This is a genomic window from Zestomonas carbonaria (assembly GCF_904061905.1).
GTDB lineage: Bacteria > Pseudomonadota > Gammaproteobacteria > Pseudomonadales > Pseudomonadaceae > Aquipseudomonas > Aquipseudomonas carbonaria.
In genome coordinates, this window is the sequence record NZ_CAJFCI010000086.1 from 1 (window position 1) to 26,498 (window position 26,498).

Sequence of the window (26,498 nt, forward strand, 5' to 3'; positions counted from 1 at the left end):
TTGAGTTGGCGCTCAACGGTTTAACCCGTGCCTTCAGCCCCCGCAAGCCCTCCAGACGCCCCCTCGAAAATATTCCGGACAGTAGTGCGCGAACGCGGGAATCCATCAACGCTGCGCCACCAGTTCCTCCAGGTGATCGATGATCGCCTCCGGCTTGAGGACCAGGACGTCGCTTTCCAGCGTATCCAGCACCACCTCGGCGGTATTGCCCATCAGCACGCCGGACAGGCCGGTGCGGGCGACCGTGCCGATCACCGTGACGACGGCTCCCAGCTTGTTCGCCACGTGCGGGATCAGTACGTCGGCGGGGCCTTCCTCGATATGCAATTGCTCGTCGCTGAAGCCGTACTCGGTCTGGAAGCTCTTGCACTGCTCGCGGTAGCGGGCCTCGATGGTTTCCTTGAGCTGGAACACCGGATCGGAGGCGGACAGCATCGGCGAGGGGTGCGCGGCGATGACGTGCAGGTCGGCTTTGGCCAGGCCGGCGATATCGTAGGCGTGGCTGATGATGGTGGCGTGCAGGGTGCGGTGCTCGCCATCGGCATTGCCGACGTCGACCGCGGCGAGGATGGTGCCGCCGGTCCAGGGCCTTTCGGTCTTCACCATCAGCACCGGGCCAGGGCAGTAGCGCAGCAGTTTCCAGTCGTCCGGGGTGAGCAGGGCTCTCTTCAGCGGGTTGTCCGGCAGGTGATGCTTGATCACCAGCCCACAGCCCTCGGCCTGCTGCACGGTGATGATGGTCTCGTGCTGGGTTTCGTGCCAGGCCTGCTGGCTGGAGACGCTGAAGCCTTCCTGCTGGAGGGTAGCGCTGATGCCGTCGAGATAGGCCGAGTGATCCTCTTTCTTGTCGCAGACCAGCAGGTGCAGGTGCGACTGGGTTACGTTGGCGATCAGCTTGGCCCGCTTCAGCGCGAGGCTTTCCGGCTGGTCGGGTTCCATTACCACCAGAATGCTGCGTATGGCTTGCATGGTTTCCACCTCCCTGAACATTGCGTATGCCTGGCTACAACTGTAGTTGTTAGTGGATAGAACGATTCTTGAGCTGGATCAATGGTGATCGCTGGTCCTCGCGACATGCATTCGTATAATGCCCAGCCTCCAATCCTTTGCACGCCCTTTGTGAGTCCATGTCCCTGCTCCCGGAAATCGAATCTTTCCTGCTTTGCCCCACGCCAGATGCGTGGATCGCCCAGGCGCTGCAGAACCAGGATCTGCTGCTGATCGACCATGCCAACTGCGAGAAGAAGGCGGCATCGACCGCGCTGACCTTGCTGTTCCGTTATGTCGAAAAGGCCGATCTGCAATACAAATTGTCGCGATTGGCCCGTGAGGAGCTGCGCCATTTCGAGCAGGTGGCGGCGCTGATGGAAAAGCGCGGCATTCGCTACCGGCCGGTCAGCGCCGCACTCTACGCGCAGCGCCTGCACAAGCATATTCGCAGCAGCGAGCCACACAAGCTGGTGGATACCCTGATCGTCGGCGCCTTCATCGAGGCGCGCTCCTGTGAGCGTTTCCATCGCCTGGCGCCGTATCTGGACGAGGAGCTGGGCGGGTTCTACCGCTCGCTGCTCAAATCCGAGGCGCGGCATTACCAGGGTTATCTGCAGATGGCCCAGGGCTATGCCGAGGAGTCGATCGACGAGCGCGTGGCGTTCTTCGCCGGGATCGAGCGCGATGCGATCCTGACGCCCGATGCGGAGTTCCGCTTCCACAGCGGAGCGGCTGCCTGAAGGGCGGGCGTCAGTCGAGCTCGAATGGCGCCTGGTGGAAGCCCCGTTCGTCCACCTGCAGGGCCCAGCCCTGTTTGTCCCAGTCGCCGAGAACGATGCGTTGCGCGGGTTGGCCATTCACCTGCAGGTCGTGGATGGCCGGGCGATGGGTGTGGCCATGGATCAGCGTCCGCACCCCATGGGCGGCCATGACTCGCGGCACTTCATCCGATGTGACGTCGGTGATCTCGCTGGCCTTCATGCTGGTCTGCGCGCGGCTTTCCTTGCGCAGCTTGCGCGCCAGCTCGTGGCGGGTGGCCAGCGGCAGGTGGCGCAGGATCCACAACGTGACCGGATTGCGCAGCCAGCGGCGCAGGCGCATGTAGGCCTCGTCGCGGGTGCACAGGCTGTCGCCGTGCATCAGCAGCACCGGTTCGCCGTTCATCTCCACCCGCGTCGGGTCGGCGAGCAGGGTGCAGCCGGCTTCGCGGCAGAATTCGCGGCCGATCAGGAAGTCGCGGTTGCCGTGCATCAGGAAGATTTTCGTGCCGCTGTCGCTCAGCTTGCGCAGGGCCTTGGCGATGCCGCGCTGGAAGGGCGTCATGGCATCGTCGCCGATCCAGGCTTCGAAGAAGTCGCCAAGGATGTACAGCGCTTCGGCCCGGGAGGCGCGTCGCTCGAGAAAATGCAGAAACGCCCGGCTGATGTCCGGGCGTTCTTCTTCCAGGTGCAGGTCAGAGATCAGCAGGATCATGGGCAGGCCGTTGAAAGGGTAGCGAGCGAAGGCCAGGCAGGGCGAAGACAGACGAGGGCGCAGTTGTAAATGAGTGGTCCGGGTCTGTCTTCAACGCCGCCTGGCCGAGCGCAGTGGTTTTCAGCGGCCTGTCAGACGATTTCGGCTTTCTCGATCACCACATCATCCACCGGCACGTCCTGGTGGCCGGAGCGCATGGTGGTGGCCACGCCCTTGATCTTGTTGATCACGTCCATGCCCTCGACCACTTCGCCGAACACCGCGTAGCCCCAGCCCTGCACGGTCGGCGCACTGTGGTCGAGGAAGTTGTTGTCGGCGACGTTGATGAAGAACTGCGCGCTGGCCGAGTGCGGTTCCATGGTGCGGGCCATGGCGACGGTGCCGACCTTGTTGGACAGGCCGTTGTTGGCCTCGTTCTTGATCGGCGAGCGGGTGGATTTCTGCTTCATGCCGGGCTCGAAACCGCCGCCCTGGATCATGAAGTTGTTGATCACGCGGTGGAAGATGGTGTTGTCGTAGTGACCGGCCTTAACGTACTCCTCGAAGTTGGCCACGGTTTCCGGGGCCTTGTCGGCGAACAGTTGCAGGGTGATGACGCCGTAGTTGGTGTGCAATTTGATCATGGTGAAATCGCTCTATCGGGAAAATCGAAGGCCTGTCAGGGGGTTGACAGCTTCGGCTATGATAAGCGCTTTGATTTGAGCGGCCTACCCTGAGCCGCACCAGCGCGATCAAGGACCCCATGAGCAAGCCCAGCGTCGAAACCAAAGAAGGCACCGCAGCCGCCAATTTTCTCCGCCCCATCGTCCAGGCCGACCTGGACAGCGGCAAGCACGGCAAGATCGTCACCCGCTTCCCGCCGGAGCCCAACGGCTACCTGCACATCGGTCATGCCAAGTCGATCTGCCTGAACTTCGGCCTCGCCCAGGAGTTCGGTGGCGAGTGCAACCTGCGCTTCGACGATACCAACCCGGCCAAGGAAGACCAGGAATACATCGACGCCATCGAGAACGACGTGAAGTGGCTGGGCTTCCAGTGGGCCGGCGAGCCGCACTATGCCTCCGACTATTTCGACCAGTTGCACGACTGGGCCGTCGAGCTGATCAAGGCCGGCAAGGCCTTCGTCTGCGACCTGTCGCCCGAGCAGGCGCGCGAGTACCGTGGCAGCCTGACCGAGCCGGGCAAGAACAGCCCGTTCCGCGACCGTTCGGTGGAGGAGAACCTGGACCTGTTCGCCCGCATGCGTGCCGGCGAGTTCCCGGACGGCACCAGGTCGCTGCGCGCGAAGATCGACATGTCGTCGCCGAACATGAACCTGCGCGACCCGATCCTCTATCGCATCCGCCATGCCCATCACCACCAGACCGGTGACAAGTGGTGCATCTACCCGAGCTACGACTTCACCCATGGCCAGTCGGACGCCATCGAGGGCATCACCCACTCCATCTGCACCCTGGAGTTCGAGGATCATCGCCCGCTCTACGAATGGTTCCTGGACAACCTGCCTGTGCCGTGCAAGCCGCGCCAGTACGAGTTCTCGCGCCTCAACCTGAACTACACCATCACCAGCAAGCGCAAGCTCAAGCAACTGGTGGACGAAGGGCACGTGGCCGGCTGGGACGATCCGCGCATGTCCACCCTGTCCGGTTACCGCCGTCGTGGCTACACCCCGGAATCGATCCGCAACTTCTGCGAGATGATCGGCGTCAACCGCGCCAGCGGCGTGGTCGACATCGGCATGCTGGAGTTCGCCATCCGCGACCACCTGGATGCCACCGCGCCGCGCGCCATGTGCGTGCTCAAGCCGCTCAAGGTGGTGATCACCAATTATCCCGAGGGCAAGGTCGAGCAGCTCGAGCTGCCGCGTCATCCCAAGCAGGACATGGGCGTGCGCATGCTGCCGTTCTCCCGCGAGCTGTACATCGATGCCGGCGATTTCGAAGAAAACCCGCCGGCCGGCTACAAGCGCCTGGTGCCCGGTGGCGAAGTGCGCCTGCGCGGCAGCTACGTGATCCGTGCCGATGAGGCGATCAAGGACGAAGCCGGCAATGTCGTCGAGCTGCGCTGCTCCTATGACGAGAACACCCTGGGCAAGAACCCCGAAGGCCGTAAGGTCAAGGGTGTGATCCACTGGGTGCCGGCCGAAGGCAGTATCGAGTGCGAAGTGCGCCTGTACGACCGCCTGTTCCGCTCGCCGAACCCGGAGAAGGCCGAAGAGGGCGGCAGCTTCCTCGACAACATCAACCCCGAGTCGTTGCTCGTCCTGAAGGGCTGCCGCGCCGAGCCGTCGCTGGCCCAGGCGCAGCCTGAGGACCGCTTCCAGTTCGAGCGCGAAGGCTATTTCTGCGCCGACCTCAAGGACAGCAAGCCGGGCGCCCCGGTGTTCAACCGTACCGTCACCCTGCGTGATTCCTGGGGTGGCCAATAATGGCGCTGGCGATCTACAACACGCTGAGCAAGACCAAGGAAGCCTTCAAGCCGCTGGTCGACAACCAGGTGCGCATGTACGTATGCGGCATGACCGTCTATGACTTCTGCCATATCGGCCATGCGCGGGTGATGGTGGCTTTCGACGTGATCGCTCGATGGCTGCGATATGGCGGCTACGACCTGACCTACGTGCGCAACATCACCGACATCGACGACAAGATCATCAGGCGCGCCAACGAGAACGGCGAGCCGTTCGAGGCCCTGGTCGAACGCATGATCGCCGCGATGCATGAGGACGAGGCCCGCCTGGCCGTGCTGCGCCCGGACATCGAGCCGCGCGCCACCGGCCACATCGCCGGCATGCACCAGATGATCCAGACCCTGATCGACAAGGGCTACGCCTACGCGCCGGGCAATGGAGACGTCTACTACCGGGTCGGTAAGTTCGCCGGCTACGGCAAGCTGTCGCGCAAGAAGATCGAGGACCTGAAGATCGGTGCGCGCATCGAGGTGGACGAAATCAAGGAAGACCCGCTCGACTTCGTTCTGTGGAAGGGTGCCAAACCCGGCGAGCCGAGCTGGGACTCGCCCTGGGGGCCGGGGCGGCCGGGCTGGCATATCGAATGCTCGGTGATGTCCACCTGCTGCCTGGGCGATACCTTCGACATCCATGGCGGCGGCCCGGACCTGGTGTTCCCCCACCATGAGAACGAGATCGCGCAGAGCGAGGCGGCCACCGGCAAGCCCTACGCGGCCACCTGGATGCACGCCGGCGCGGTGCGCGTCGACGGCGAGAAGATGTCCAAGTCGCTGGGCAACTTCTTCACCATCCGCGAAGTGCTGGAGAAGTACCACCCGGAAGTGGTGCGCTACCTGCTGGTGGCCAGCCACTACCGCAGCCCGATCAACTACTCCGAGGACAGCCTGAAAGAGGCCAAGGGGGCGCTGGAGCGCTTCTACCATGCCCTCAAGGGGCTGCCGGAGGCCGCGCCGTCGGGTGGCGAGGCGTTCGTCGAGCGTTTCGCGGTGGCGATGGACGACGACTTCAATACCCCGGAAGCCTGCGCCGTGCTGTTCGAGCTGGCTCGTGAGGCCAACCGCCTGCGCGACAGCGACCTGCAAGCCGCCGCTGGCCTGGCCGCCCGCCTCAAGGAACTGGCCGGCCTGCTCGGTGTGCTGCAACTGGAGCCCGAGGCCTTCCTCCAGGCTGGAGCTTCCGGCAAGGTCGATGCCGCCGAGGTCGAAGCCTTGATCGCGGCGCGCCTTGCTGCCCGTGCCGAGAAGAACTGGGCCGAATCCGACCGCATCCGCGACCAGCTCACCGCCATGGGGGTGGTGCTGGAAGATGGCAAGGCCGGCACCACCTGGCGCCTGGCTGAGTAGATGCCGCTGGGGTTGCCACCCATCCTGCGGACCCCAGGCAGGGTGGGGTGACAGCCCATCAAAAATTACCGCCAGAAACAGGAAAGGCCGCGAATGCGGCCTTTCCTGTTTTCGTCGAACATCTTACGAATGCAGGTGCTCCGCCGCATAGAGCGTGTTCTCCAGCAGGCAGGCGCGGGTCATCGGGCCGACGCCGCCGGGAACCGGGGTGATCCAACTGGCGCGGGGCAGGGCGGTCTCATAGACCACGTCGCCCACCAGCTTGCCGTCTTCCTGGCGATTGATGCCGACATCGATGACCACTGCGCCGGGCTTGATCCACTCGCCCTTGACCAGCCCGGGCTTGCCGACGGCCACCACCACCAGGTCGGCGCTGGCGACGTGGCTGGCCAGGTCCTTGGTGAAGCGGTGGGTCACGGTGACGGTGCAGCCGGCCAGCAACAGTTCCAGCGCCATCGGGCGGCCGACGATATTGGAGGCTCCGACCACCACCGCGTGCATACCGTACAGGTTCACCCCGGTGCTGTGCAGCAGGGTCATGATCCCTTTCGGCGTGCAGGGACGCAGCAGCGGGATGCGCTGGGCGAGGCGGCCGACGTTATAAGGGTGGAAACCGTCGACATCCTTGTCCGGGCGAATGCGTTCGAGCAGTTGCGAGGCATCCAGATGCTCCGGCAGAGGAAGCTGGACCAGGATGCCGTCGATGTTCGGGTCGTCATTCAGGCTGTCGATCAGCTCGCGCAGCTCCTGCTGGCTGGTGGTGGCCGGCAGGTCGTAGGCCTGGGACAGAAAGCCCACTTCCTCGCAGTCCTTGCGCTTGTGCGAGACATAGACCTGGGAGGCGGGGTCGGTGCCGACCAGGATTACCGCCAGGCCAGGAGTGCGCAGGCCATGCTGGCTGCGTTCGGCGACGCGCTGGGCGATCTGCTGGCGGAGGTTGGCGGCGATCGCTTTGCCGTCGATCAATTGTGCGGTCATGACGCGTGGTTAACCATTGGAAAGGATTGAAAAAGGACGCGCATTCTCGCATGACCGGAGGAGCGGGCAAAGGCGGAGGCGTGCGGTTTTCCCGTAACTCATTTATCTCGCTGAATTTTTTACGTTTTATAGTTGACGTGCCTGAAGCGCCCCATTAAGATTCGCCCCGCTTGTCGAGCACGGCTAGCGCGGGGTTAGAAGGCGAATGCGAGTCCATGTGTGGTTCGCAAAAGCCAGGGCTTTTAATCTGTGCTTCAACCGAAGTGCCGATGATCAAGCGCCCGTAGCTCAGCTGGATAGAGCATCCGCCTTCTAAGCGGATGGTCGCAGGTTCGAGTCCTGCCGGGTGCGCCATTCGGCAGTTCAGGCAAGCGATGCAAGATGCAATATGGTGGGCGTAGCTCAGTTGGTAGAGCGCAGGATTGTGATTCCTGTTGTCGTGGGTTCGATTCCCATCGTCCACCCCATATTCCACAAGACGCCAGGTTCAAGCCTGGCGTCTTGCTTTAGAGCTAGTCTGCGGACGTGGTGAAATTGGTAGACACACCAGATTTAGGTTCTGGCGCCGCAAGGTGTGAGAGTTCGAGTCTCTCCGTCCGCACCACCTTTCCCGTGTTATTTCCCTCCTTATTTAACCTGCGTCCGGCAGGGTGACTTCTGCGAAATCACCTACTAGAATGCTTGCCCTTGATTCTAGGGCTGGTAACGGCCGGCTAACGTCTGTGCAACGAGGAATATCCATGCAAGTTTCTGTTGAAAACACTTCCGCTCTTGAGCGCCGCATGACTGTCGGCGTCCCGGCCGCGCGTATCGAGACCGAAGTCGACAAGCGTCTGCAACAGACTGCCCGCCGCGCCAAGATCCCAGGTTTCCGCCCGGGCAAAGTGCCCATGAGCGTCATTCGCCAGCGCTACGAAGGCGCCGCGCGCCAGGAAGCCCTGAGCGACCTGATCCAGGAAACCTTCTACGAAGCGGTCGTCGAGCAGAAGCTCAACCCGGCCGGTGCGCCGTCCGTCGAGCCGAAGACCTTCGAGAAGGGCAAGGACCTGGAGTACGTCGCCACTTTCGAAGTGTTCCCCGAGTTCCAGGTGGCCGGTTTCGAAGGTATCGCCGTCGAGCGCCTGCAGGCCGATGTCCAGGACTCCGACGTGGACAACATGCTGGAAATCCTGCGCAAGCAGAACACCCGTTTCGAGAAGGTCGAGCGTGAAGCCCAGGACGGCGACCAGTTGAACATCGACTTCGTCGGCAAGATCGACGGCGAAGCCTTTGCTGGCGGTTCGGCCAAGGGAACTGCCCTGGTGCTGGGCTCCGGTCGCATGATCCCGGGCTTCGAAGAAGGCCTGGTCGGCGCCAAGGCGGGTGAGGAACGCGTGCTCAGCCTGACTTTCCCGGCCGACTACCAGAACCTGGACCTGGCCGGTAAGTCCGCCGAGTTCACCGTCACCGTCAACAGCGTTTCCGAGGCCAAGCTGCCCGAGCTGAACGACGAGTTCTTCGCCCTGTTCGGCATCAAGGAAGGCGGTCTCGAAGGTTTCCGCGCCGAGGTCGGCAAGAACATGGAGCGCGAGCTGCGCCAGGCCATCAAGTCCAAGGTGAAGAACCAGGTGATGGACGGCCTGCTGGCCGCCAACCCGATCGAAGTGCCGAAGGCGCTGATCGGCAACGAAGTGAACCGTCTGCGCGTGCAGGCCGTCCAGCAGTTCGGTGGCAACATCAAGCCCGACCAACTGCCGGCCGAGCTGTTCGAAGAGCAGGCCAGGCGCCGTGTCGTGCTGGGCCTGATCGTCGCCGAAGTGGTCAAGCAGTTCGAGCTGAAGCCGGACGAAGCACGTGTTCGCGAGCTGATCCAGGAGATGGCCTCGGCTTACCAGGAGCCGGAACAAGTGGTGGCCTGGTACTACAAGAACGACCAGCAACTGAACGAAGTGCGTTCGGTTGTGCTGGAAGAACAAGTTGTAGATACTGTCCTGCAGAAGGCCCAAGTGACCGATAAGCAGGTCTCTTACGAGGAAGCGGTCAAGCCGGCTGAAGCTCCAAAAGCTGCCTGACCGAACCGCTGTTAGAGCACTCCATAAGCCAGCCTCCGCGCTGGCTTATGTGTATCTGAGACATGACAAGTTAGGGAGCGATCGCACGACATGTCCCGTAATCCTCTTTTTATGCAGCAAATGCCCGATATCCAGGCCGCTGGTGGCCTGGTGCCGATGGTGATCGAGCAGTCTGCTCGCGGCGAACGCGCCTACGATATCTATTCGCGCCTGTTGAAGGAGCGGGTGATCTTCCTGGTCGGCCAGGTCGAGGACTACATGGCCAACCTCGTGGTGGCCCAGTTGCTGTTCCTCGAGGCCGAGAACCCGGACAAGGACATTCACCTGTACATCAACTCGCCGGGCGGCTCGGTGACCGCGGGCATGTCGATCTACGACACCATGCAGTTCATCAAGCCCGACGTATCGACCATCTGCATCGGCCAGGCCTGCAGCATGGGCGCCTTGCTGCTGGCCGGCGGCGCCGCGGGCAAGCGCTACTGCCTGCCGCACTCGCGGATGATGATCCACCAGCCGCTGGGCGGCTTCCAGGGTCAGGCCTCGGATATCGAGATCCATGCCCGCGAGATCCTCACCATCCGCGAGCGCCTGAACAAGATCCTCGCCGAGCATTGTGGCCAGCCGATCGACGTGATCGCCCGCGATACCGACCGCGACAACTTCATGAGTGGCGAGGAAGCCGTCAAGTACGGCCTCATCGACCAAGTGCTGACCCGGCGCCAGATCGCCGGCTAAGCCATCCACCCCTTGCGGTCGGCCGCTGGCCGGCCGTTGCGCGGGCTTGAAAATGCCCGCATTTGCCTTCATCTTGTGTTTCAAGCCTACCGGATTGGATTGATCGAATGACTGATACCCGCAACGGCGAGGATAACGGCAAGCTGCTCTATTGTTCCTTCTGCGGCAAAAGCCAGCACGAAGTGCGCAAGTTGATTGCCGGCCCCTCGGTCTTTATCTGCGACGAGTGCGTCGACCTGTGCAACGACATCATCCGCGAGGAGGTGCAGGAAGCCCAGGCCGAAAGCAATGCGCACAAACTTCCAGCGCCCAAGGAAATCAGCAGCATCCTCGATCAATATGTCATCGGTCAGGAGCGTGCGAAGAAGATTCTGGCGGTAGCGGTGTACAACCACTACAAGCGCCTGAACCAGCGTGACAAGAAGGACGACGTCGAGCTGGGCAAGAGCAACATCCTGCTGATCGGCCCCACCGGGTCGGGCAAGACGTTGCTCGCCGAGACCCTGGCGCGCCTGCTCAACGTACCGTTCACCATCGCCGATGCGACGACCCTGACCGAGGCGGGTTATGTCGGCGAGGACGTCGAGAACATCATCCAGAAGCTGTTGCAGAAGTGCGATTACGATGTGGAGAAGGCCCAGATGGGCATCGTCTACATCGACGAGATCGATAAGATCTCGCGCAAATCGGACAATCCTTCCATCACCCGCGACGTCTCCGGCGAAGGCGTGCAGCAGGCGCTGCTGAAGCTGATCGAGGGCACCGTGGCGTCCGTGCCGCCGCAGGGTGGCCGCAAGCATCCGCAACAGGAGTTCCTGCAGGTCGATACCCGCAACATCCTGTTCATTTGCGGCGGGGCGTTCTCGGGGTTGGAGAAGGTCATCCAGAACCGTTCCAGCAAGGGCGGCATCGGCTTCAATGCCGAGGTTCGCAGCCCTGACCTAGGCAAGAAGGTCGGCGAGTCGCTGCGCCAGGTGGAACCGGACGATCTGGTCAAGTTCGGCCTGATTCCCGAGTTCGTCGGTCGCCTGCCGGTCATCGCCACCCTGGACGAGCTGGACGAGGCTGCCCTGGTGCAGATCCTCACCGAGCCGAAGAACGCGCTGACCAAGCAATACGCCAAGCTCTTCGAGATGGAGGGCGTGGACCTGGAGTTCCGCGTGGACGCCCTGCGTGCGGTGGCCAAGCGCGCTCTGGAGCGCAAGACCGGCGCGCGCGGCTTGCGCTCGATCCTGGAAGGCGTACTGCTCGACACCATGTACGACATCCCGTCGCAAAGCGATGTCAGCAAGGTCGTCATCGACGAAAGCGTGATCGCCGGCACCTCGAAGCCGCTGTTGATCTACGAAAACAGCGAGCAGCCCGCCAAGGCGGCTCCCGAGGCCTGATCGGTCTTTCGTTCGACCATGAAAGGGGCCCATGCGGCCCCTTTTCATTTCCTTCCGCAATGCTTGTTTTTTCCTCCCCCTGCCTCCATCTTAGGGGCAAGGGCATTGCCCATCCTTCCACGGCCGAATGGCCGCCGTAGAGCCGAAATCATGAAGACAACAGTCGAATTGCCTCTTTTGCCGCTGCGCGATGTGGTGGTCTATCCGCACATGGTCATCCCGTTGTTCGTCGGCCGCGAAAAGTCGATCGAAGCCCTGGAAGCTGCCATGACCGGCGACAAGCAGATCCTGTTGCTGGCCCAAAGGAACCCGGCCGACGACGATCCGGGCGAGGAAGCGCTCTATCGTGTGGGCACTGTCGCGACCGTGCTGCAATTGCTCAAACTGCCGGACGGCACCGTCAAGGTCCTGGTCGAGGGCGAGCAGCGCGCCTCGGTCGAGCGTTTCGTCGAAGTGGACGGCCATTACCGCGTCGAAGTGTCGCTGATCGACGAGCCGGAAGTTGCCGAACGCGAGTCCGAAGTCTTTACCCGCAGCCTGCTCAGCCAGTTCGAGCAGTACGTGCAGTTGGGCAAGAAGGTGCCCAGCGAAGTGCTGTCGTCGCTGAACAGCATCGATGAGCCGGGCCGTCTGGTCGACACCATGGCGGCGCATATGGCGCTGAAGATCGAGCAGAAGCAGGAAATACTCGAAATCACCGAGCTTCCGGCGCGGGTCGAGCACGTCCTGGCCCTGCTGGACGCGGAGATCGACCTGCTACAGGTGGAGAAGCGCATCCGTGGCCGCGTCAAGAAGCAGATGGAGCGCAGCCAGCGCGAGTACTACCTGAACGAACAGATGAAGGCCATCCAGAAAGAACTTGGGGATGGCGACGAAGGGCACAGCGAACTCGAGGAGCTGAAGAAGCGCATCGAGAACGCCGGCATGAGCAAGGAGGCCTATGCGAAGGCGCAGGCCGAGATGAACAAGCTCAAGCAGATGTCGCCGATGTCTGCCGAAGCGACCGTGGTGCGCTCCTACATCGACTGGCTGGTCAACGTTCCGTGGAAGGCCGAGAGCAAGGTGCGGCTCGACCTGTCCCGGGCCGAGTCGATCCTGGACGCCGACCACTATGGCCTCGAAGAGGTCAAGGAACGCATCCTCGAATACCTCGCCGTACAGAAGCGGGTCAAGAGCGTGAAAGGGCCGGTCCTGTGCCTGGTGGGCCCGCCCGGGGTGGGCAAGACCTCCCTGGCGGAATCCATCGCCCATGCGACCAACCGCAAGTTCGTGCGCATGGCGCTGGGCGGGGTGCGGGACGAGGCCGAGATTCGCGGTCACCGTCGCACCTACATCGGCTCCATGCCGGGCCGCCTGATCCAGAAGATGACCAAGGTCGGCGTGCGCAACCCGCTGTTCCTGCTCGATGAAATCGACAAGATGGGGCAGGACATGCGTGGCGATCCGGCCTCGGCGCTGCTCGAGGTGCTCGACCCGGAGCAGAATCACAACTTCAACGATCACTACCTGGAGGTCGACTACGACCTGTCGGACGTGATGTTCCTCTGCACCGCCAACTCCATGAACATCCCGGCACCACTGCTGGACCGCATGGAGGTCATCCGTCTGCCGGGCTACACCGAGGACGAGAAGATCAACATCGCGGTGAAGTACCTGGCACCGAAGCAGACCCAGGCCAACGGCCTGAAGAAGGGCGAGCTGGACTTCGACCCCGAAGCGATCCGCGACATGATCCGCTACTACACCCGCGAGGCGGGCGTGCGCGGGCTCGAGCGGCAGATCGCCAAGGTGTGCCGGAAGGTGGTCAAGGAGCACGTGAGCGAGAAGCGCTTCAAGGTAACGGTGACCGCTGATTCGCTCGAGCATTACCTCGGCGTCAGGAAGTACCGCTATGGGCTGGCGGAGCAGCAGGACCAGATTGGCCAGGTCACCGGCCTGGCATGGACCCAGGTGGGCGGCGAGTTGCTGACCATCGAGGCTGCCGTCGTCCCGGGCAAGGGGCAGTTGATCAAGACCGGTTCGCTGGGCGATGTGATGGTCGAGTCGATCACTGCGGCGCTGACCGTGGTGCGCAGCCGGGCGCAGAGCCTGGGGGTGGCGGCGGACTTCCACGAGAAGCGCGATGTCCACATCCACATGCCCGAAGGCGCCACGCCGAAGGACGGGCCGAGCGCGGGTATCGGCATGTGCACGGCGCTGGTTTCCGCCTTGACGCAGATCCCGGTGAGGGCGGATGTCGCCATGACCGGGGAAATCACCTTGCGTGGCCAAGTGCTGGCAATTGGCGGGCTCAAGGAAAAACTGCTGGCGGCTCATCGGGGCGGAATCAAGATCGTGATCATTCCTGAAGAAAATGTCCGCGATCTTAAGGAAATTCCTGAAAATATTAAGCAAGACCTGCAGATTAAACCGGTTAAATGGATTGACGAGGTCCTGCAAATTGCGCTGCAATACGCCCCGGAGCCCTTGCCCGATGCGGCTCCGGAGATGGTTGCAAAGGATGACAAACGCGAGTCTGATTCCAAGGAGCGAATCAGCACGCATTAGCCGAGGGGCTTCCTTGACACATTTTTAAAGCCCTTGATATAAAGCGGCTCTTATTGTGTCGGCAGGCCATTCGGCGCCCGCTTTGCTTACACCAAAAATTAAGAAACAAACTCAACAGGAATAAGGGGACTTAAGAGTGAACAAGTCGGAACTGATTGATGCTATCGCTGCATCCGCTGATATCCCGAAAGCTGTCGCTGGCCGTGCGCTGGATGCAGTGATCGAATCCGTTACTGGCGCTCTGAAGGCTGGTGACTCTGTCGTACTGGTTGGCTTTGGCACCTTCGCTGTCAAAGAGCGCGCTGCCCGCACTGGCCGCAACCCGCAGACTGGCAAGCCGATCAACATCGCTGCTGCCAAGATCCCTGGCTTCAAAGCTGGTAAAGCCCTGAAAGACGCTGTCAACTAAGCGCTCTTCGGGCCTTGCCCTACCAGGCCTCGTCCTGGGCATGGAGCGGTAACCGGTCGGTCAACCGACAGCCCTGAGTAGCGTTAGCGCGCGGCTCGACCGCTCCAGCAGTAAATCGAAGGCGCATCCTCGGATGCGCCTTTCTTATATTTGGTCTACCTACACTCCGCGGCTGTGTTGTTCGGTTCAGCCGTTTTCGGGGGCAAGCATGCTGCAGAACATCAGGGATAATTCACAAGGCTGGATCGCCAAGACCATTATCGGTGTCATCGTCGTCCTGATGGCGTTGACCGGCTTCGATGCGATCGTCAACACGATGAACCAGGACCAGGTCGCGGCCGAGGTCAATGGCGACGAAATCACCCGGAACGAGCTGAGCCAGGCCGTGGACTTGCAGCGCCGCCAGTTGATCCAGCGCCTGGGCAAGGATTTCGATGCCTCTCGACTCGACGACAACCTGCTGCGCGAGGCAGCGCTGAAGGGGCTGATCGAGCGGAGATTGCTGCTGCAAAGCGCCAATGACGCGAATTTCGTGTTCTCGCAGGCATTGCTCGACCAGGTGATCCTGCAAACGCCCGAGTTCCAGATCGATGGCAAGTTCAATGCGGACCTGTTCGACCAGGTCATCCGCCAGATGGGTTACACCCGCCTGCAATTCCGCCAGATGCTCGAGCAGGAAATGCTGATCGGCCAGCTTCGGGCAGGCATTTCCGGCAGCGGTTTCGTGACCGACGAGGAAGTCCAGGCATTCGCCCGGCTCGAGCGGCAGACCCGCGACTTCGCCAGCCTCACCATCGAGGCCGACAAGGCCAAGGTCGAGGTTTCCGACGATGAGGCCAAGGGCTATTACGAGGAGCACGCCGCCCAGTACATGAGCCCCGAGCAGGTGGTCGTGGAGTACATCGAGCTGAAGAAGGATGCCTTCTTCGACAAGGTCACCGTCAATGACGAGGAGCTGCAGGCGCTCTATCAGCGGGAGATATCCAATCTGGCCGAGCAGCGCGATGCCGCGCACATCCTCATCGAGGTGAACGACAAGGTCGACGAGGCGCAGGCCAAGGCCAGGATCGAGGAGATTCGCAAGCAACTCGATGAAGGGAAGGATTTCGCGGCTCTGGCCAAGGAGTTCTCCGAAGACCCGGGCTCGGCCGATAACGGCGGCGAGCTGGGTTATGCCGGGCCGGGCGTCTACGATCCGGAGTTCGAGGAAGTCCTGTACGCGCTGAAGGACGGCGAGATTTCCCAGCCAGTCCGCTCGCCCTACGGCTGGCACCTGATCAAGCTGCTGGGCGTGCAGGCTCCCGAGGTGCCCAGCTTCGACAGCCTGAAAGAGAAACTGGTGCGCGAGCTCAAGACCCAGCAGGTCGAGCAGCGTTTCGTCGAGGCGACCAAGGCGCTCGAGGATGCGGCCTTCGAAGCTTCCGACCTGGCGCAGCCCGCACAGGATCTCGGCCTGCAGGTCCAGACCACCGCACCCTTCGGACGTGAAGGTGGCGAGGGGCTGACCGCCAATAGCCAGGTCATCCAGGCGGCCTACAGCCCCGAGGTGCTGGAGGAGGGGGCCAACAGCAGCGCCCTGGAGCTGGACCCTGATACCGTCGTGGTGCTGCGCGTGAAGGAGCACAAGAAGCCGGAACAGCTTCCATTCGATCAGGTGGCCGCGACCATTCGCGAGCATCTGACCGAAGAACGGGCCGCTGAGCAGGCCAGGACCGAAGGCGAGGCGCTGCTGGCCGGCCTGCGCGAGGGCAAGACTCCGGTCGCTCTGGCGGAGGACGGGCAGACCTGGCATCAGGTGGAAGCCGCGACCCGCAGTCAGGACGGCGTCGAGCCGGTGCTCCTGCAGGCGCTGTTCCGCATGCCCAGGCCGCAGGCCGATGGCAAGCCGACTTTCACCGGCGTGACCCTCGCCAACGGCGATTATGTGATCCTGCAACTGAAAGGCGTCAGCGAGCCCGAAGGTGAGCTGGCGGCGGACGAGCGGGACATGTATCGGCAGTTCCTGGCTTCGCGCAGCGGCCAGCAGGACTTCTCCGCTTTCCGCAATGCGCTGGAGCGCCAGGCGAAGATCGAGCGACGCTGATAGTCGTGGGGCGGCCTTGGCCGCTCCACAGTCGTCTCCGAGAAACAAGAAAGGCCGCATCAGCGGCCTTTCTTGTTTTCCTGGCGAGGTTTATTCCTCGTTGAGCGAGCCCATCGCGGTGGTGTTGAAGCCGCCGTCGACGTACATGATCTCGCCGCTGACTCCCGAGGCCAGGTCGGAGCACAGGAAGGCGGCGGCGTTGCCGACTTCCTCGATGGTCACGTTGCGACGCAGCGGGGTCTGGGCTTCGTTGGCGGCGAGCATCTTGCGGAAGCTCTTGATGCCGGAGGCGGCCAGGGTGCGGATCGGGCCGGCGGAGACGGCGTTGACGCGGGTGCCTTCCGGGCCGAGGCTGCCGGCCAGGTAGCGCACGCCGGCTTCCAGGCTGGCCTTGGCCATGCCCATGACGTTGTAGTTCGGCATGGTGCGCTCGGCGCCCAGGTAGGAGAGGGTCAGCAGGCTGCCGTTGCGGCCTTTCATCATCTCGCGACCGGCCTTGGCCAGGGCGACGAAGCTGTAGGCGCTGATGTCGTGGGCGATGCGGAAGCCTTCACGGGTGGTGACTTCGGTGAAGTCGCCATCCAGTTGGTCGCCGGGAGCGAAGCCCACCGAGTGGACGATGCAGTCCAGGCCGTCCCACTTCTTGCCCAGTTCCTCGAACACCTTGGCGATGTCCTCGTCGCTGGCGACGTCGCAGGGGAAGCACAGGTCGGCGCTGGAACCCCAGCCCGCGGCGAACTCCTCGACGCGGCCCTTGAGCTTGTCGTTCTGGTAGGTGAAGGCAAGCTGTGCGCCCTCGCGATGCATGGCGGCGGCGATGCCGGATGCGATGGACAGTTTACTGGCGACACCTACGATCAGGACGCGCTTACCGGCGAGAAAACCCATGTCTTCTTCCTCTTCTGGTTAATCGACAGCGGCGGGGGCCAAGAAGGCAGCCTCCAGCAGCTGCTGGGTGTAAGGGTGTTGCGGGTCGGAGAAGATGTCCTCCGCCGACCCCTGTTCGACGACCTGACCGTGCCTGACCACCATCAACTGGTGGCTGAGAGCCTTGACCACCGCCAGATCATGGCTGATGAACAGGTAGGTCAGGTTGTACTTGGCCTGCAACGAGCGCAGCAATTCCACCACCTGGCGCTGAACCGTCCGGTCGAGCGCGGAAGTCGGCTCGTCCAGCAGGATCAGCTCCGGTTTCAGGACCAAGGCCCGGGCAATGGCGATACGCTGCCGTTGCCCGCCGGAAAACTCGTGGGGGTAGCGGTGCCGGGTTTCCGGGTCCAGGCCCACCTCCAGGAGTGCGTCGATGATTGCTTGTTCCTGCTCCGCCTCGCTCCCGATCCGATGGATGTTCAGGCCTTCGCCGACGATCTGCCCGACCGACATGCGCGGACTGAGACTGCCGTACGGGTCCTGGAACACCACCTGCATCTGCCGGCGCAGCGGACGTACTTCGCGCTGCGAGAGACCATTCAGCGCCTGGCCCTGAAAGCGGATGGAACCCCGGCTGCCGAGCAGTCGCAGGATCGCCAGGCCCAGTGTGGATTTACCGGAGCCGCTCTCGCCGACGATGCCGAGGGTCTGTCCCTTGGGCAGGCTGAAGCGGATGCCGTCCACGGCTTTCACGTAGTCGACGGTGCGACGCAGCAGCCCTTTCTTGATCGGGAACCACACGCGCAGGTCGTCGACTTCCAGCAGCGGCGGGCCGACCGGGTTGTGCGCCGGTTCGCCGCTGGGCTCGGCACCGAGCAGTTCCCGGGTATAGGGATGCTGCGGCGCATGGAACAATTCTTCACACGACGCTTGTTCGACGACCCGACCGCGCTGCATGACACATACTCGGCTGGCAATTCTTCGTACCAGGTTGAGGTCGTGGCTGATCAGTAGCAGCGCCATGCCCAGGCGTTGCTGGAGGTCCTTGAGCAATTCGAGGATTTTGAGCTGGACGGTGACGTCCAGGGCGGTGGTCGGTTCGTCGGCGATCAGCAGCTCGGGTTCGTTGGCCAGGGCCATGGCGATCATCACCCGTTGCCGCTGGCCGCCGGACAGTTCGTGGGGAAAGGCCTTGAGACGCTTGCGCGGCTCGGGGATGCCGACCATCTCCAGCAGTTCCAGGGTGCGCGCGGTGGCCGCCTTGCCGGTCAGGCCCTTGTGCAGGGCGAGGATCTCGTTGATCTGCTTCTCGATGCTGTGCAGTGGGTTCAACGAGGTCATCGGCTCCTGGAAGACCATGGCGATGCGGTTGCCGCGAATGGAGCGCAGCTTGGCGTCGGGGAGGGTGAGCAGATCCTGGCCGCCGTAGCGGATGCTGCCGACGGGATGGCGGGCCAGCGGGTAGGGCAGCAGGCGCAGGATCGAGTGGGCGGTCACCGATTTGCCCGAACCGCTTTCGCCCACCAGTGCCAGGGTCTCGCCGCGGCGGATGTCGAAGCTGACGCCCTCGACCACGCGCTGGGCCTGGTCGCCGGCGACGAATTCCACGGCGAGATCGCGTACTTCGATGAGGTTCTCGGTCATGGCGTCATTTCCTCGGGTCGAAGGCATCGCGCGCGGCCTCGCCGATGAACACCAGCAGGCTGAGCATGACGCCAAGGACCAGGAACGCGGTGATTCCCAGCCAGGGCGCCTGGCGGTTGGACTTGGCCTGGGCGACCAGCTCGCCCAGCGACGGAGAGCCGGGCGGCAGGCCGAAGCCGAGGAAGTCCAGGGCGGTGAGGGTGCCGATCGCCCCGGTTAGGATGAACGGCATGAAGGTCATGGTCGAGATCATCGCGTTGGGCAGGATGTGGCGGAACATGATGGCGCCGTTCTGCATGCCCAGCGCGCGGGCCGCACGCACGTACTCGAGGTTGCGCCCGCGCAGGAACTCGGCGCGCACCACGTCCACCAGGCTCATCCAGGAGAACAGCAGCATGATGCCGAGCAGCCACCAGAAGTTGGGTTGCACGAAGCTGGCCAGGATGATCAGCAGGTAGAGCACCGGCAGGCCGGACCAGACCTCGAGAAAGCGCTGGCCGAACAGGTCGACCCAGCCGCCGTAGAAGCCTTGCAGGGCGCCGGCGATCACGCCGATCAGCGAACTGAGCAGGGTCAGCACCAGGGCGAACAGCACCGAGATACGGAAGCCGTAGATCACCCTCGCCAGCACGTCGCGGCCCTGGTCGTCGGTGCCCAGCCAGTTTTCGGTGGAGGGCGGCGAGGGGGCGGGTACGGTGAGCTCGTAGTTGATGGTCGAGTAGTTGTATGGGATCGGTGGCCAGAGCATCCAGCCGTCTTTCTCGGCGATCAGCTCCTCCATGTAGGGGCTTTTGTAGTTGGCCTCCAGGGGGAACTCGCCGCCGAAGGTGGTTTCCGGATAGCGCTTGAATACCGGGAAGTACCATTCGCCGTCGTAGCGCACCGCCAGCGGCTTGTCGTTGGCGACCAGCTCGGCGCCGAGGCTGAGGCCGAACAGTGCGAGGAACAGCCACAGCGACCACCAGCCGCGCTTGTGCGCCTTGAAGCGTTCGAAGCGGCGGCGGTTGAGTGGCGATAGCTTGAGTGCGAAGCCCATCTCAGCCCTCCCGGCTTTCGAAGTCGATGCGCGGATCGACCAGGGTGTAGGTGATGTCGCCGATCAACTTCACCAGCAGTCCGACTAGGGTGAAGATGAACAGGGTGCCGAATACCACCGGGTAGTCGCGGTTGATCGCTGCCTCGAAGCTCATCAGCCCCAGCCCGTCGAGGGAGAAGATCACCTCGATGAGCAGCGAGCCGGTGAAGAAGATGCCGATGAAGGCCGCCGGGAAGCCGGCGATGATGATCAGCATGGCGTTGCGGAACACGTGGCCGTAGAGCACGCGCCGCTCGGTCAGGCCCTTGGCGCGGGCGGTGACCACGTATTGCTTGTTGATCTCGTCGAGGAAGCTGTTCTTGGTCAGCAGGGTGAGGGTGGCGAAGTTGCCGATCACCAGCGCGGTGACCGGCAGGGTCAGGTGCCAGAAGTAGTCGAGGATCTTGCCGCCCAGGCTCAGCTCGTCGAAGTTGTTCGAGGTCAGGCCGCGCAGCGGGAACCAGTCCCAGTAGCTGCCGCCGGCGAACAGCACGATCAGCAGGATGGCGAACAGGAAGGCGGGGATCGCGTAGCCGACGATGATCGCCGTGCTGGTCCACAGGTCGAAGGTGCTGCCGTGGCGGGTGGCCTTGGCGATCCCCAGGGGGATGGACACCAGATACATGATCAGGGTGCTCCACAGGCCCAGGGAGATGGACACCGGCATCTTCTCGACGATCAGGTCGGTGACCTTGGCGTCGCGGAAGAAGCTGCTGCCGAAGTCGAGGCGCAGGTAGTTCTTCAGCATTATCCAGAAGCGTTCGGGCGCCGGCTTGTCGAAGCCGTACATGCGCTCGATCTCCTTGACCAGCTCGGGGTCGAGACCCTGGGCGCCCCGGTAGTTGGAACCGGCCACCGAAACTTCGCCGCCGCCGCCGGAAATCCGTCCGGTGGCGCCGCCGGCGGCCGAGTCGAAGCCTTCCAGCTTGGCGATCATTTGCTCGACCGGGCCGCCGGGCGCGGCCTGGATGATGATGAAGTTGATCAGCAGGATGCCGAACAGGGTAGGGATGATCAGCAGCAGTCGCCGCAGGATATAGGCCAGCATTTATTGGCTATCCCCGGCGGAAGCGGCTTGTGCCGGCCGGGCTTCGGCCTTGTCGCTCTTGTGCCACCAGGTCATCAACCCGTAGTCGTACAGCGGCGTCTTGTCTGGATGGCCGAATTTGTTCCAGTAGGCGATGCGCCAGGTGTCCACGTAGTAGTTGGGGACCACGTAGAAGCCCCATTGCAGAGCGCGGTCGAGCGCGCGGGCGTGGGCGATCAGGCTTTGCCGCGAGTCGGCGCGGATCAGGCCTTCCACCAGTTGGTCGATGGCCGGGTCGCGCAGGCCGATGAGGTTGCGGCTGCCCGGGTTGTCGGCGCTGCTGGAGTGCCAGAACTCGCGCTGCTCGTTGCCCGGCGAATTGGACTGGCCCCAGGTGGCGCTGGTCATGTCGAAGTCGCGGTTGCGCAGGCGATTGACGAACTGCGAAGCGTCGACGCGGCGGATCTGCATGTCGATGCCGAGCTCGCTGAGGTTGCGCTTGTAGGGCAGCAGGATGCGTTCCATGTTGGTCTGGAACAGCATGAACTCGAAGGTCAGTGGTGTGCCATCCGGGCCGACCATGCGGTCGTTTTCGATGCGGTAGCCGGCCTCCTGAAGCAGTTGGTAGGCGCGTCGCTTCTGCTCGCGGATGATGCCGTCACCCTTGGTCACCGGCGGACGGTAGACCTCGGTGAGCACTTCCGGCGGCAACTGGTCGCGCAGCGGCTCGAGAATCTTCAGTTCTTCTTCGTCAGGCAACTGGTGGGCGGCCATCTCCGAGTTTTCGAAGAAGCTGCTGGTGCGTTTGTAGGCGCCGAAGAACAACTGTTTGTTCGACCATTCGAAATCGAACAGCAGGCCTATCGCCTCGCGCACGCGGCGGTCCTGGAAAATTGGCCGGCGGATGTTGAAGGCGAAGGCCTGCATGCCGACAGGATTGTGGTTGGGGAACGCCTCCTTGATCATCCGGCCGTCGCGTAGCGCGGCGGACTCATAACCGGTGGCCCAGTCCTTGGCGGAATACTCGAGGTTCAGGTCGAACTGGCCGCCCTTGAAGGCTTCCAGCCCAACCGACATGTCGCGATAGTAGTCGATCACGATGGCGTCGAAGTTGTACTGGCCACGATTGACCGGCAGGTCCTGGCCCCACCAGTCCTTGACCCGCTCGTAGCGGATGGTGCGGCCGGATTCCAGCTTGGCGACCCGATAGGGGCCGCTGCCGAGCGGGGGCTCCAGGCTGGTCTTGGCGAAGTCGCGATTGGCCCACCAGTGTTTCGGCAGGATCTGCAGTTGGCCGAGGATCAGCGGTAGCTCGCGGTTGTTCTGGTGCTTGAAGTCGAAACGTATCTTCAGCGGATCCTCGATGACCACCTCGGAGACGTCCGCGTAGTAGTGGCGGTACATCGGGTCGCCGTGCTCGATCAGGGCCTCGAAGGTGAACTTCACGTCCTCGGCGGTGACGGGTTCTCCGTCATGGAAACGCGCCTTGGGGTTGAGGTGGAAGCGCACGTAGCTGTTGTCCGGGGCCTGTTCGATCTTTTCGGCCAGCAGACCGTATTCGGTGAAGGGTTCGTCCGGCGAGTGATAGGTCAGGCTGTCGTAGACCAGGCCGATCCGGCTCTCCACGTTGCCCTTGGGAATGAACGGGTTGAGGCTGTCGAAGCCGCCGTAGTTGGCCAGCCGCAACGTGCCTCCTTTCGGTGCGTCCGGGTTGACGTAGTCGAAGTGCTGGAAGTCGGCCGGATACTTGGGCGGCTCGCCGTACAGGGTGAGAGCGTGCTGCGGGGCGGCCTGGGCCAGACTGGTGAAGCCGAGCAACAACAGGCTGGCGCCGTGGAGCAGGGCGCGCAGTGGATGGGTCATGGGGCGTTCTCCGTAGGCTTCAGCCACCAGGCGCGCAGGCCCAGGGTATAGGGCGGCGTGGTGACGAAGGCGAACCGGTTGCGGTACGCCAGGCGGTGATAGTTGAGGTACCAGTTGGGAATGCTGTAGTGCTGCCAAAGCAAGACCCGGTCCAGGGCGCGGGCGGCGGCGATCTGCTCGTCGCGAGTCTGGGCGGAAAGCAGTTTGTTCAACAGTTGATCGACCACGGGGTCGGCTACGCCCGCATAGTTCTTGCTGCCTTTGACCTGAAGCTGGCTGGAATGGAAATACTGCCATTGTTCCAGGCCGGGGCTCAGGGTCTGCGGCAGGGTCATCAGCACCATGTCGTAATCGAAGTGATCGAGGCGTTGCTTGTACTGGGCGCGGTCCACCGTGCGCAGGCTGGCCTGGATGCCGATGCTGGCAAGGTTGGCGCTGTAGGGGCGGAGGATACGCTCGAGACTGGGGTTGACCAGGAGTATCTCGAAACGGAATGGCTCGCCGCGACTGTTGACCAGTTGCTGGCCGGACAGCGTCCAGCCGGCCTCGCGCAATAGACCGAGGGCGCGGCGCAAGGTTTCCCGGGGAATGCCACGGCCGTCGGTCTGCGGCAGGGTGAACGGTTCGGTGAACAACTGTGGCGGGAGCTGCTTGCGGTGAGGGGACAGCAGCAGCCATTCGTGCCCCTCGGGCTTGCCGGTGGCGCTGAACTCGCTGTTCGGGTAGTAGCTGCGACTACGAATGTAGGCGTCGTTGAACAGCGCGCGATTGCTCCACTCGAAATCGAACATCAACCCCAGCGCTTCGCGCACCCGGCGATCGACGAACACCGCGCGGCGCGTGTTCATGAACAGCGCCTGGGTCTGGGTGGGTATCTGGTGGGTGATCTCGGCGCGGATCACCGAGCCGCTCAACACGGCGGGAAAGCGATAGCCGCCGGCCCAGTTCTTCGCCCGATGCTCGATGTAGATGTCGAATTCGTTGGCCTTGAAGGCCTCGAAGGCGATGTCGTTGTCGCGATAGAACTCCACCTCGACGCGGTCGAAGTTGTATTTGCCGCGATTCACCGGCAGGTCCTTGCCCCACCAGTTCCTGACCCGCTCGAACACCAGCTCCCGGCCAGGCACCACCCTGGTGATCCGGTAGGGACCGCTGCCCAGCGGCGGCACGAAGGTGGTGGCCTTGAAGTCGCGATTCTTCCAGTAATGCTGCGGCAGGACCGGCAGCTCTCCGAGGCGCAGGATCAGCAGCGGGTTGCCGGCGCGCTTGAGCACGAAGCGGATGCGGTGGCGATTGAGGATGTCGACGCGCTTCACTTCCTGCAGGTTGGTCCGGTATTGCGGGTGACCGTCCTTGAGCAGCAGGCGGTAGGAGAAGGCGACATCGTAGGCGGTGATCGGCACGCCGTCGTGGAAGCGGGCCTCGGGGCGCAGGTTGAACACGACCCAACTGCGATCCTCGCTGTATTCCACGCTCCTGGCGATCAGCCCATAGCTGGAGGCCGGTTCGTCGCCGGACGGATCGTACTGGCCAGTGCCGGCCATCAGTGTCTCGTTCAGCTCGCTCGCGCCGTACTGCAGGAAGTTCGCCGTGGCGGCCGGGCTGGTGCCCTTGAAGGTATAGGGGTTGAGGGTGTCGAAGGTGCCAAGCGCCATCAGGCGCAGGGTCCCACCCTTGGGCGCGTCGGGATTGACCCAGTCGAAATGGGTGAAGGTGGCCGGGTACTTCAGTTCGCCGAACTGGGCATAACCGTGGCGTTCGGTAATGGAGGCCAGTGCGTCGAGACTGGAGACCAGGCTGAAGAGCAGCAGGAGCAGGGGACGCATCTGGCGGGGAATCCGATCCGTAGCAGCTTGGCGTTCTGGCGAGAGTAACAGCTTGTCCTGGCAGGAAAAAGCTGACCTGCTCTGTCCGACGGATCAGCGATTGGTCAGATACAGCGTCAGGGTCTGGCCCGGTTTCAGGAATGTGCTGCTGTGCGGGTTCCAGTCCTGCAGGCGTTTCATCTCGACGTTGAAGCGCTTGGCGATCTGCGACATCGAATCGCCCTTGCGGACCTTGTAGTAGGTGACGTTCTGGCGTTGCCCGGCCTGGTTGGCCGCCAGGCTGGTCGAGCCGGCTGGCAGGCTGAGCACCTGGCCGACCTTCAGGCCGTAGCTGGACAGCTTGTTCAGCCGCTTGAGTTCGGCAACCGTGACGTTGTGGGCCTTGGCGATCTGCCACAGGTTGTCGCCAGGCTTGATCCGGTAGGTGCGGGATTTGCTGGTGCTGGCCCTGCTGGCGACCTGCGTCGCCGGCTGCTGAACCCGTTCGCCGGCGCGCAGCGGCAGGGTCAGGGTCTGGCCGGCACGCAGGTGGTTGCCGGAAAGGTGGTTGATCTCCTTCAGCTCCGCCACCGTCACCTGATGGCGCTTGGCGATCGCGTGCAGGCTGTCGCCGCTGCGGACCTTGTATTCCTGCCAGTCCACCTTGAGATCCTGGGGCTTCAGCGTCGACAGGTTGGCGGTGAGTAGCTCGGCCTTGTCGACCGGTACCAGCAGGTGTTGCGGGCCGCCGTAGGTGATGCGCTTCTTGAAGGCGGGGTTGAGCTGGTACAGCTCGTCGGCGTCGACGTTCGCCAGGGCGGCGAGACGCGTCAGGTCCATGCGTTGCTTGATCTCGACCACTTCGAAATAGGGTTCGTTGGCGATCGGGTGGAGGTTGATGCCGTAGGCTTCGGGCGCATTCACCAACTGCGACAGAGCGAGCAGCTTGGGCACGTAGTCCTGGGTTTCCTGGGGCAGCGGCAGGTTCCAGTAGTCGGTCGGCAGGCCGAGTTTCTGGTTGCGCTCGATGGCCCGGCTGACAGTGCCTTCGCCGGCATTGTAGGCGGCCAGGGCGAGCAGCCAGTCACCGTTGAACATCTCGTGCAGGCGGGTCAGGTAGTCGAGCGCGGCGCTGGTCGAGGCGGTGATGTCGCGGCGTCCGTCGTACCAGTTGGTCTGTTGCAGGTTGTAGTAGCGGCCGGTGGTGGGAATGAACTGCCAGAGCCCGGCGGCATGGCTGCGTGAATAGGCGAAGGGGTCGTAGGCACTTTCGATCACGGGCAGCAGCGCGAGCTCCAGCGGCATGTTGCGCTGTTCCAGGCTTTCCACCACGAAATGCACGTACAGGCTGCCGCGGCCGCTGACCGTCTCCAGGTAGGAGGGCTTGCTGGCGAACCACAGTCGCTGGCGCTCGATGCGCGGGTTGGTGTCGATCTCGTCCTGAAGCTTGAAGCCGGCGCGCATCCGGTCCCAGATGTCCTGCGGCGGTTCCGGTTCGGCGGCTTCGAGCCACTCGGGTTGCCGTTCGGGGGCGACGGCGCGAACGCTGTCCTGGCTGGGGGGCGCGACCTGGCTGCCCATGTTCTGGCAACCGGCCAGAACGAGGGCGAACGCCGCCAGAAGCACCCGTGCCGCCCGCACCGAGCCCTCTGTACTGCGCTTTTTAGAAGAATATGACCACATTGGCTGGGCGGTTATTCCAGGCGAAAAGGTCGGGCGATTCTAGGAACCGCCCTTATGGTGGTCA

General features: G+C 63.0%; 20 protein-coding genes and 3 tRNA genes. 12 read left to right on the top strand and 11 right to left on the bottom strand.

Annotated features, from left to right (window positions below; translation table 11 throughout):
* Nucleotides 1-105: 105 nt before the first annotated feature.
* Nucleotides 106-969 carry a universal stress protein gene (locus PSEWESI4_RS23375; RefSeq protein WP_187673642.1) on the bottom strand — a complete coding sequence of 288 codons (864 nt, stop codon included), beginning with the start codon at nucleotides 967-969 and terminating at the stop codon, nucleotides 106-108.
* 158 nt (nucleotides 970-1,127) lie between these two features.
* On the opposite strand from PSEWESI4_RS23375, the gene miaE reads away from it, so the two are divergent.
* Entirely contained in the window at nucleotides 1,128-1,730 is a 603-nt protein-coding gene (gene miaE, locus PSEWESI4_RS23380) for a tRNA-(ms[2]io[6]A)-hydroxylase (protein ID WP_187673643.1), read from the top strand.
* A gap of 10 nt (nucleotides 1,731-1,740) precedes the next feature.
* On the opposite strand, the gene lpxH is transcribed toward miaE, so the two are convergent.
* Together lpxH and PSEWESI4_RS23390 are read right to left on the bottom strand one after the other, a co-directional pair.
* Nucleotides 1,741-2,463: a UDP-2,3-diacylglucosamine diphosphatase gene (lpxH, locus tag PSEWESI4_RS23385; RefSeq protein ID WP_187673644.1), complete on the bottom strand. Its 723-nt coding sequence runs from the start codon at nucleotides 2,461-2,463 to the stop codon at nucleotides 1,741-1,743.
* A gap of 131 nt (nucleotides 2,464-2,594) precedes the next feature.
* Nucleotides 2,595-3,086 (bottom strand): peptidylprolyl isomerase, encoded by a 492-nt coding sequence (locus PSEWESI4_RS23390; protein WP_187673645.1) that lies wholly within the window; start codon nucleotides 3,084-3,086, stop codon nucleotides 2,595-2,597.
* 119 nt (nucleotides 3,087-3,205) lie between these two features.
* Between PSEWESI4_RS23390 and PSEWESI4_RS23395 the strand changes: the two genes are divergently transcribed.
* Both PSEWESI4_RS23395 and cysS read left to right on the top strand, forming a co-directional pair.
* Entirely contained in the window at nucleotides 3,206-4,891 is a 1,686-nt protein-coding gene (locus PSEWESI4_RS23395) for a glutamine--tRNA ligase/YqeY domain fusion protein (protein ID WP_187673646.1), read from the top strand.
* A complete protein-coding gene (gene cysS / locus PSEWESI4_RS23400) occupies nucleotides 4,891-6,276 on the top strand; it encodes a cysteine--tRNA ligase (protein WP_187673647.1) in 1,386 nt (461 codons plus the stop codon). Before PSEWESI4_RS23395 ends, cysS begins: the two co-directional genes overlap by 1 nt.
* A 123-nt stretch (nucleotides 6,277-6,399) precedes the next feature.
* On the opposite strand, the gene folD is transcribed toward cysS, so the two are convergent.
* Nucleotides 6,400-7,254, bottom strand: a complete 855-nt coding sequence (gene folD / locus PSEWESI4_RS23405; RefSeq protein WP_187673648.1) for a bifunctional methylenetetrahydrofolate dehydrogenase/methenyltetrahydrofolate cyclohydrolase FolD — start codon at nucleotides 7,252-7,254, stop codon at nucleotides 6,400-6,402.
* Between the two features lie 277 nt (nucleotides 7,255-7,531).
* Here folD and PSEWESI4_RS23410 point away from each other — a divergent pair.
* The 9 genes from PSEWESI4_RS23410 to PSEWESI4_RS23450 all read left to right on the top strand — a co-directional run bounded on the left by PSEWESI4_RS23410 (nucleotide 7,532) and on the right by PSEWESI4_RS23450 (nucleotide 16,467).
* Nucleotides 7,532-7,608: transfer RNA gene (locus PSEWESI4_RS23410), tRNA-Arg, on the top strand.
* A 37-nt stretch (nucleotides 7,609-7,645) separates the two neighbouring features.
* Nucleotides 7,646-7,721 (top strand) — tRNA-His (locus PSEWESI4_RS23415).
* A 52-nt stretch (nucleotides 7,722-7,773) separates the two neighbouring features.
* Nucleotides 7,774-7,858, top strand: a tRNA-Leu gene (locus PSEWESI4_RS23420).
* Between the two features lie 136 nt (nucleotides 7,859-7,994).
* Nucleotides 7,995-9,305, top strand: coding sequence for a trigger factor (tig, locus tag PSEWESI4_RS23425; protein ID WP_187673649.1), 1,311 nt, complete (start codon nucleotides 7,995-7,997; stop codon nucleotides 9,303-9,305).
* 90 nt (nucleotides 9,306-9,395) lie between these two features.
* Entirely contained in the window at nucleotides 9,396-10,040 is a 645-nt protein-coding gene (gene clpP, locus PSEWESI4_RS23430; protein ID WP_187673650.1) for an ATP-dependent Clp endopeptidase proteolytic subunit ClpP, read from the top strand.
* Between the two features lie 107 nt (nucleotides 10,041-10,147).
* Complete coding sequence (gene clpX, locus PSEWESI4_RS23435; protein ID WP_187673651.1) at nucleotides 10,148-11,428, top strand: ATP-dependent Clp protease ATP-binding subunit ClpX; 1,281 nt, start codon at nucleotides 10,148-10,150, stop codon at nucleotides 11,426-11,428.
* Between the two features lie 150 nt (nucleotides 11,429-11,578).
* Nucleotides 11,579-13,975 (top strand): endopeptidase La, encoded by a 2,397-nt coding sequence (gene lon / locus PSEWESI4_RS23440; protein WP_187673652.1) that lies wholly within the window; start codon nucleotides 11,579-11,581, stop codon nucleotides 13,973-13,975.
* A 136-nt stretch (nucleotides 13,976-14,111) separates the two neighbouring features.
* A complete protein-coding gene (gene hupB, locus PSEWESI4_RS23445; RefSeq protein ID WP_003282502.1) occupies nucleotides 14,112-14,384 on the top strand; it encodes a nucleoid-associated protein HU-beta in 273 nt (90 codons plus the stop codon).
* A gap of 208 nt (nucleotides 14,385-14,592) precedes the next feature.
* On the top strand, nucleotides 14,593-16,467 hold the full coding sequence (locus PSEWESI4_RS23450; protein ID WP_187673653.1) for a SurA N-terminal domain-containing protein: 1,875 nt from the start codon (nucleotides 14,593-14,595) through the stop codon (nucleotides 16,465-16,467).
* Nucleotides 16,468-16,557: 90 nt separating this feature from the next.
* Here PSEWESI4_RS23450 and fabI read toward each other — a convergent pair whose 3' ends face one another.
* From fabI to PSEWESI4_RS23485, 7 genes are all read right to left on the bottom strand, one after another.
* Nucleotides 16,558-17,355, bottom strand: a complete 798-nt coding sequence (gene fabI, locus PSEWESI4_RS23455) for an enoyl-ACP reductase FabI (RefSeq protein WP_187673654.1) — start codon at nucleotides 17,353-17,355, stop codon at nucleotides 16,558-16,560.
* A gap of 18 nt (nucleotides 17,356-17,373) precedes the next feature.
* A complete protein-coding gene (locus PSEWESI4_RS23460) occupies nucleotides 17,374-18,981 on the bottom strand; it encodes an ABC transporter ATP-binding protein (RefSeq protein ID WP_187673655.1) in 1,608 nt (535 codons plus the stop codon).
* A 4-nt stretch (nucleotides 18,982-18,985) separates the two neighbouring features.
* Nucleotides 18,986-20,017, bottom strand: coding sequence for an ABC transporter permease (locus PSEWESI4_RS23465; protein WP_187673656.1), 1,032 nt, complete (start codon nucleotides 20,015-20,017; stop codon nucleotides 18,986-18,988).
* A gap of 1 nt (nucleotide 20,018) precedes the next feature.
* Nucleotides 20,019-21,104 carry a microcin C ABC transporter permease YejB gene (locus PSEWESI4_RS23470; RefSeq protein WP_187673657.1) on the bottom strand — a complete coding sequence of 362 codons (1,086 nt, stop codon included), beginning with the start codon at nucleotides 21,102-21,104 and terminating at the stop codon, nucleotides 20,019-20,021.
* The gene (locus PSEWESI4_RS23475) at nucleotides 21,105-22,946 is read right to left on the bottom strand and encodes an extracellular solute-binding protein (protein WP_187673658.1); all 1,842 of its coding nucleotides are present in this window, start codon (nucleotides 22,944-22,946) and stop codon (nucleotides 21,105-21,107) included. It abuts the gene before it with no gap.
* Nucleotides 22,943-24,772, bottom strand: coding sequence for an extracellular solute-binding protein (locus PSEWESI4_RS23480; RefSeq protein WP_187673659.1), 1,830 nt, complete (start codon nucleotides 24,770-24,772; stop codon nucleotides 22,943-22,945). Before PSEWESI4_RS23480 ends, PSEWESI4_RS23475 begins: the two co-directional genes overlap by 4 nt.
* A gap of 93 nt (nucleotides 24,773-24,865) precedes the next feature.
* The gene (locus PSEWESI4_RS23485; protein ID WP_187673660.1) at nucleotides 24,866-26,434 is read right to left on the bottom strand and encodes a LysM peptidoglycan-binding domain-containing protein; all 1,569 of its coding nucleotides are present in this window, start codon (nucleotides 26,432-26,434) and stop codon (nucleotides 24,866-24,868) included.
* Nucleotides 26,435-26,498: the final 64 nt, after the last annotated feature.

What these genes read in the sequence shown, in the direction of transcription:
- PSEWESI4_RS23375 (WP_187673642.1), bottom strand. Translation starts at nt 969, where the DNA reads ATGCAAGCCATACGCAGCATTCTGGTGGTAATGGAACCCGACCAGCCG.
- miaE (WP_187673643.1), top strand. Translation starts at nt 1,128, where the DNA reads ATGTCCCTGCTCCCGGAAATCGAATCTTTCCTGCTTTGCCCCACGCCA.
- lpxH (WP_187673644.1), bottom strand. Translation starts at nt 2,463, where the DNA reads ATGATCCTGCTGATCTCTGACCTGCACCTGGAAGAAGAACGCCCGGAC.
- PSEWESI4_RS23390 (WP_187673645.1), bottom strand. Translation starts at nt 3,086, where the DNA reads ATGATCAAATTGCACACCAACTACGGCGTCATCACCCTGCAACTGTTC.
- PSEWESI4_RS23395 (WP_187673646.1), top strand. Translation starts at nt 3,206, where the DNA reads ATGAGCAAGCCCAGCGTCGAAACCAAAGAAGGCACCGCAGCCGCCAAT.
- cysS (WP_187673647.1), top strand. Translation starts at nt 4,891, where the DNA reads ATGGCGCTGGCGATCTACAACACGCTGAGCAAGACCAAGGAAGCCTTC.
- folD (WP_187673648.1), bottom strand. Translation starts at nt 7,254, where the DNA reads ATGACCGCACAATTGATCGACGGCAAAGCGATCGCCGCCAACCTCCGC.
- tig (WP_187673649.1), top strand. Translation starts at nt 7,995, where the DNA reads ATGCAAGTTTCTGTTGAAAACACTTCCGCTCTTGAGCGCCGCATGACT.
- clpP (WP_187673650.1), top strand. Translation starts at nt 9,396, where the DNA reads ATGTCCCGTAATCCTCTTTTTATGCAGCAAATGCCCGATATCCAGGCC.
- clpX (WP_187673651.1), top strand. Translation starts at nt 10,148, where the DNA reads ATGACTGATACCCGCAACGGCGAGGATAACGGCAAGCTGCTCTATTGT.
- lon (WP_187673652.1), top strand. Translation starts at nt 11,579, where the DNA reads ATGAAGACAACAGTCGAATTGCCTCTTTTGCCGCTGCGCGATGTGGTG.
- PSEWESI4_RS23450 (WP_187673653.1), top strand. Translation starts at nt 14,593, where the DNA reads ATGCTGCAGAACATCAGGGATAATTCACAAGGCTGGATCGCCAAGACC.
- fabI (WP_187673654.1), bottom strand. Translation starts at nt 17,355, where the DNA reads ATGGGTTTTCTCGCCGGTAAGCGCGTCCTGATCGTAGGTGTCGCCAGT.
- PSEWESI4_RS23460 (WP_187673655.1), bottom strand. Translation starts at nt 18,981, where the DNA reads ATGACCGAGAACCTCATCGAAGTACGCGATCTCGCCGTGGAATTCGTC.
- PSEWESI4_RS23465 (WP_187673656.1), bottom strand. Translation starts at nt 20,017, where the DNA reads ATGGGCTTCGCACTCAAGCTATCGCCACTCAACCGCCGCCGCTTCGAA.
- PSEWESI4_RS23470 (WP_187673657.1), bottom strand. Translation starts at nt 21,104, where the DNA reads ATGCTGGCCTATATCCTGCGGCGACTGCTGCTGATCATCCCTACCCTG.
- PSEWESI4_RS23475 (WP_187673658.1), bottom strand. Translation starts at nt 22,946, where the DNA reads ATGACCCATCCACTGCGCGCCCTGCTCCACGGCGCCAGCCTGTTGTTG.
- PSEWESI4_RS23480 (WP_187673659.1), bottom strand. Translation starts at nt 24,772, where the DNA reads ATGCGTCCCCTGCTCCTGCTGCTCTTCAGCCTGGTCTCCAGTCTCGAC.
- PSEWESI4_RS23485 (WP_187673660.1), bottom strand. Translation starts at nt 26,434, where the DNA reads ATGTGGTCATATTCTTCTAAAAAGCGCAGTACAGAGGGCTCGGTGCGG.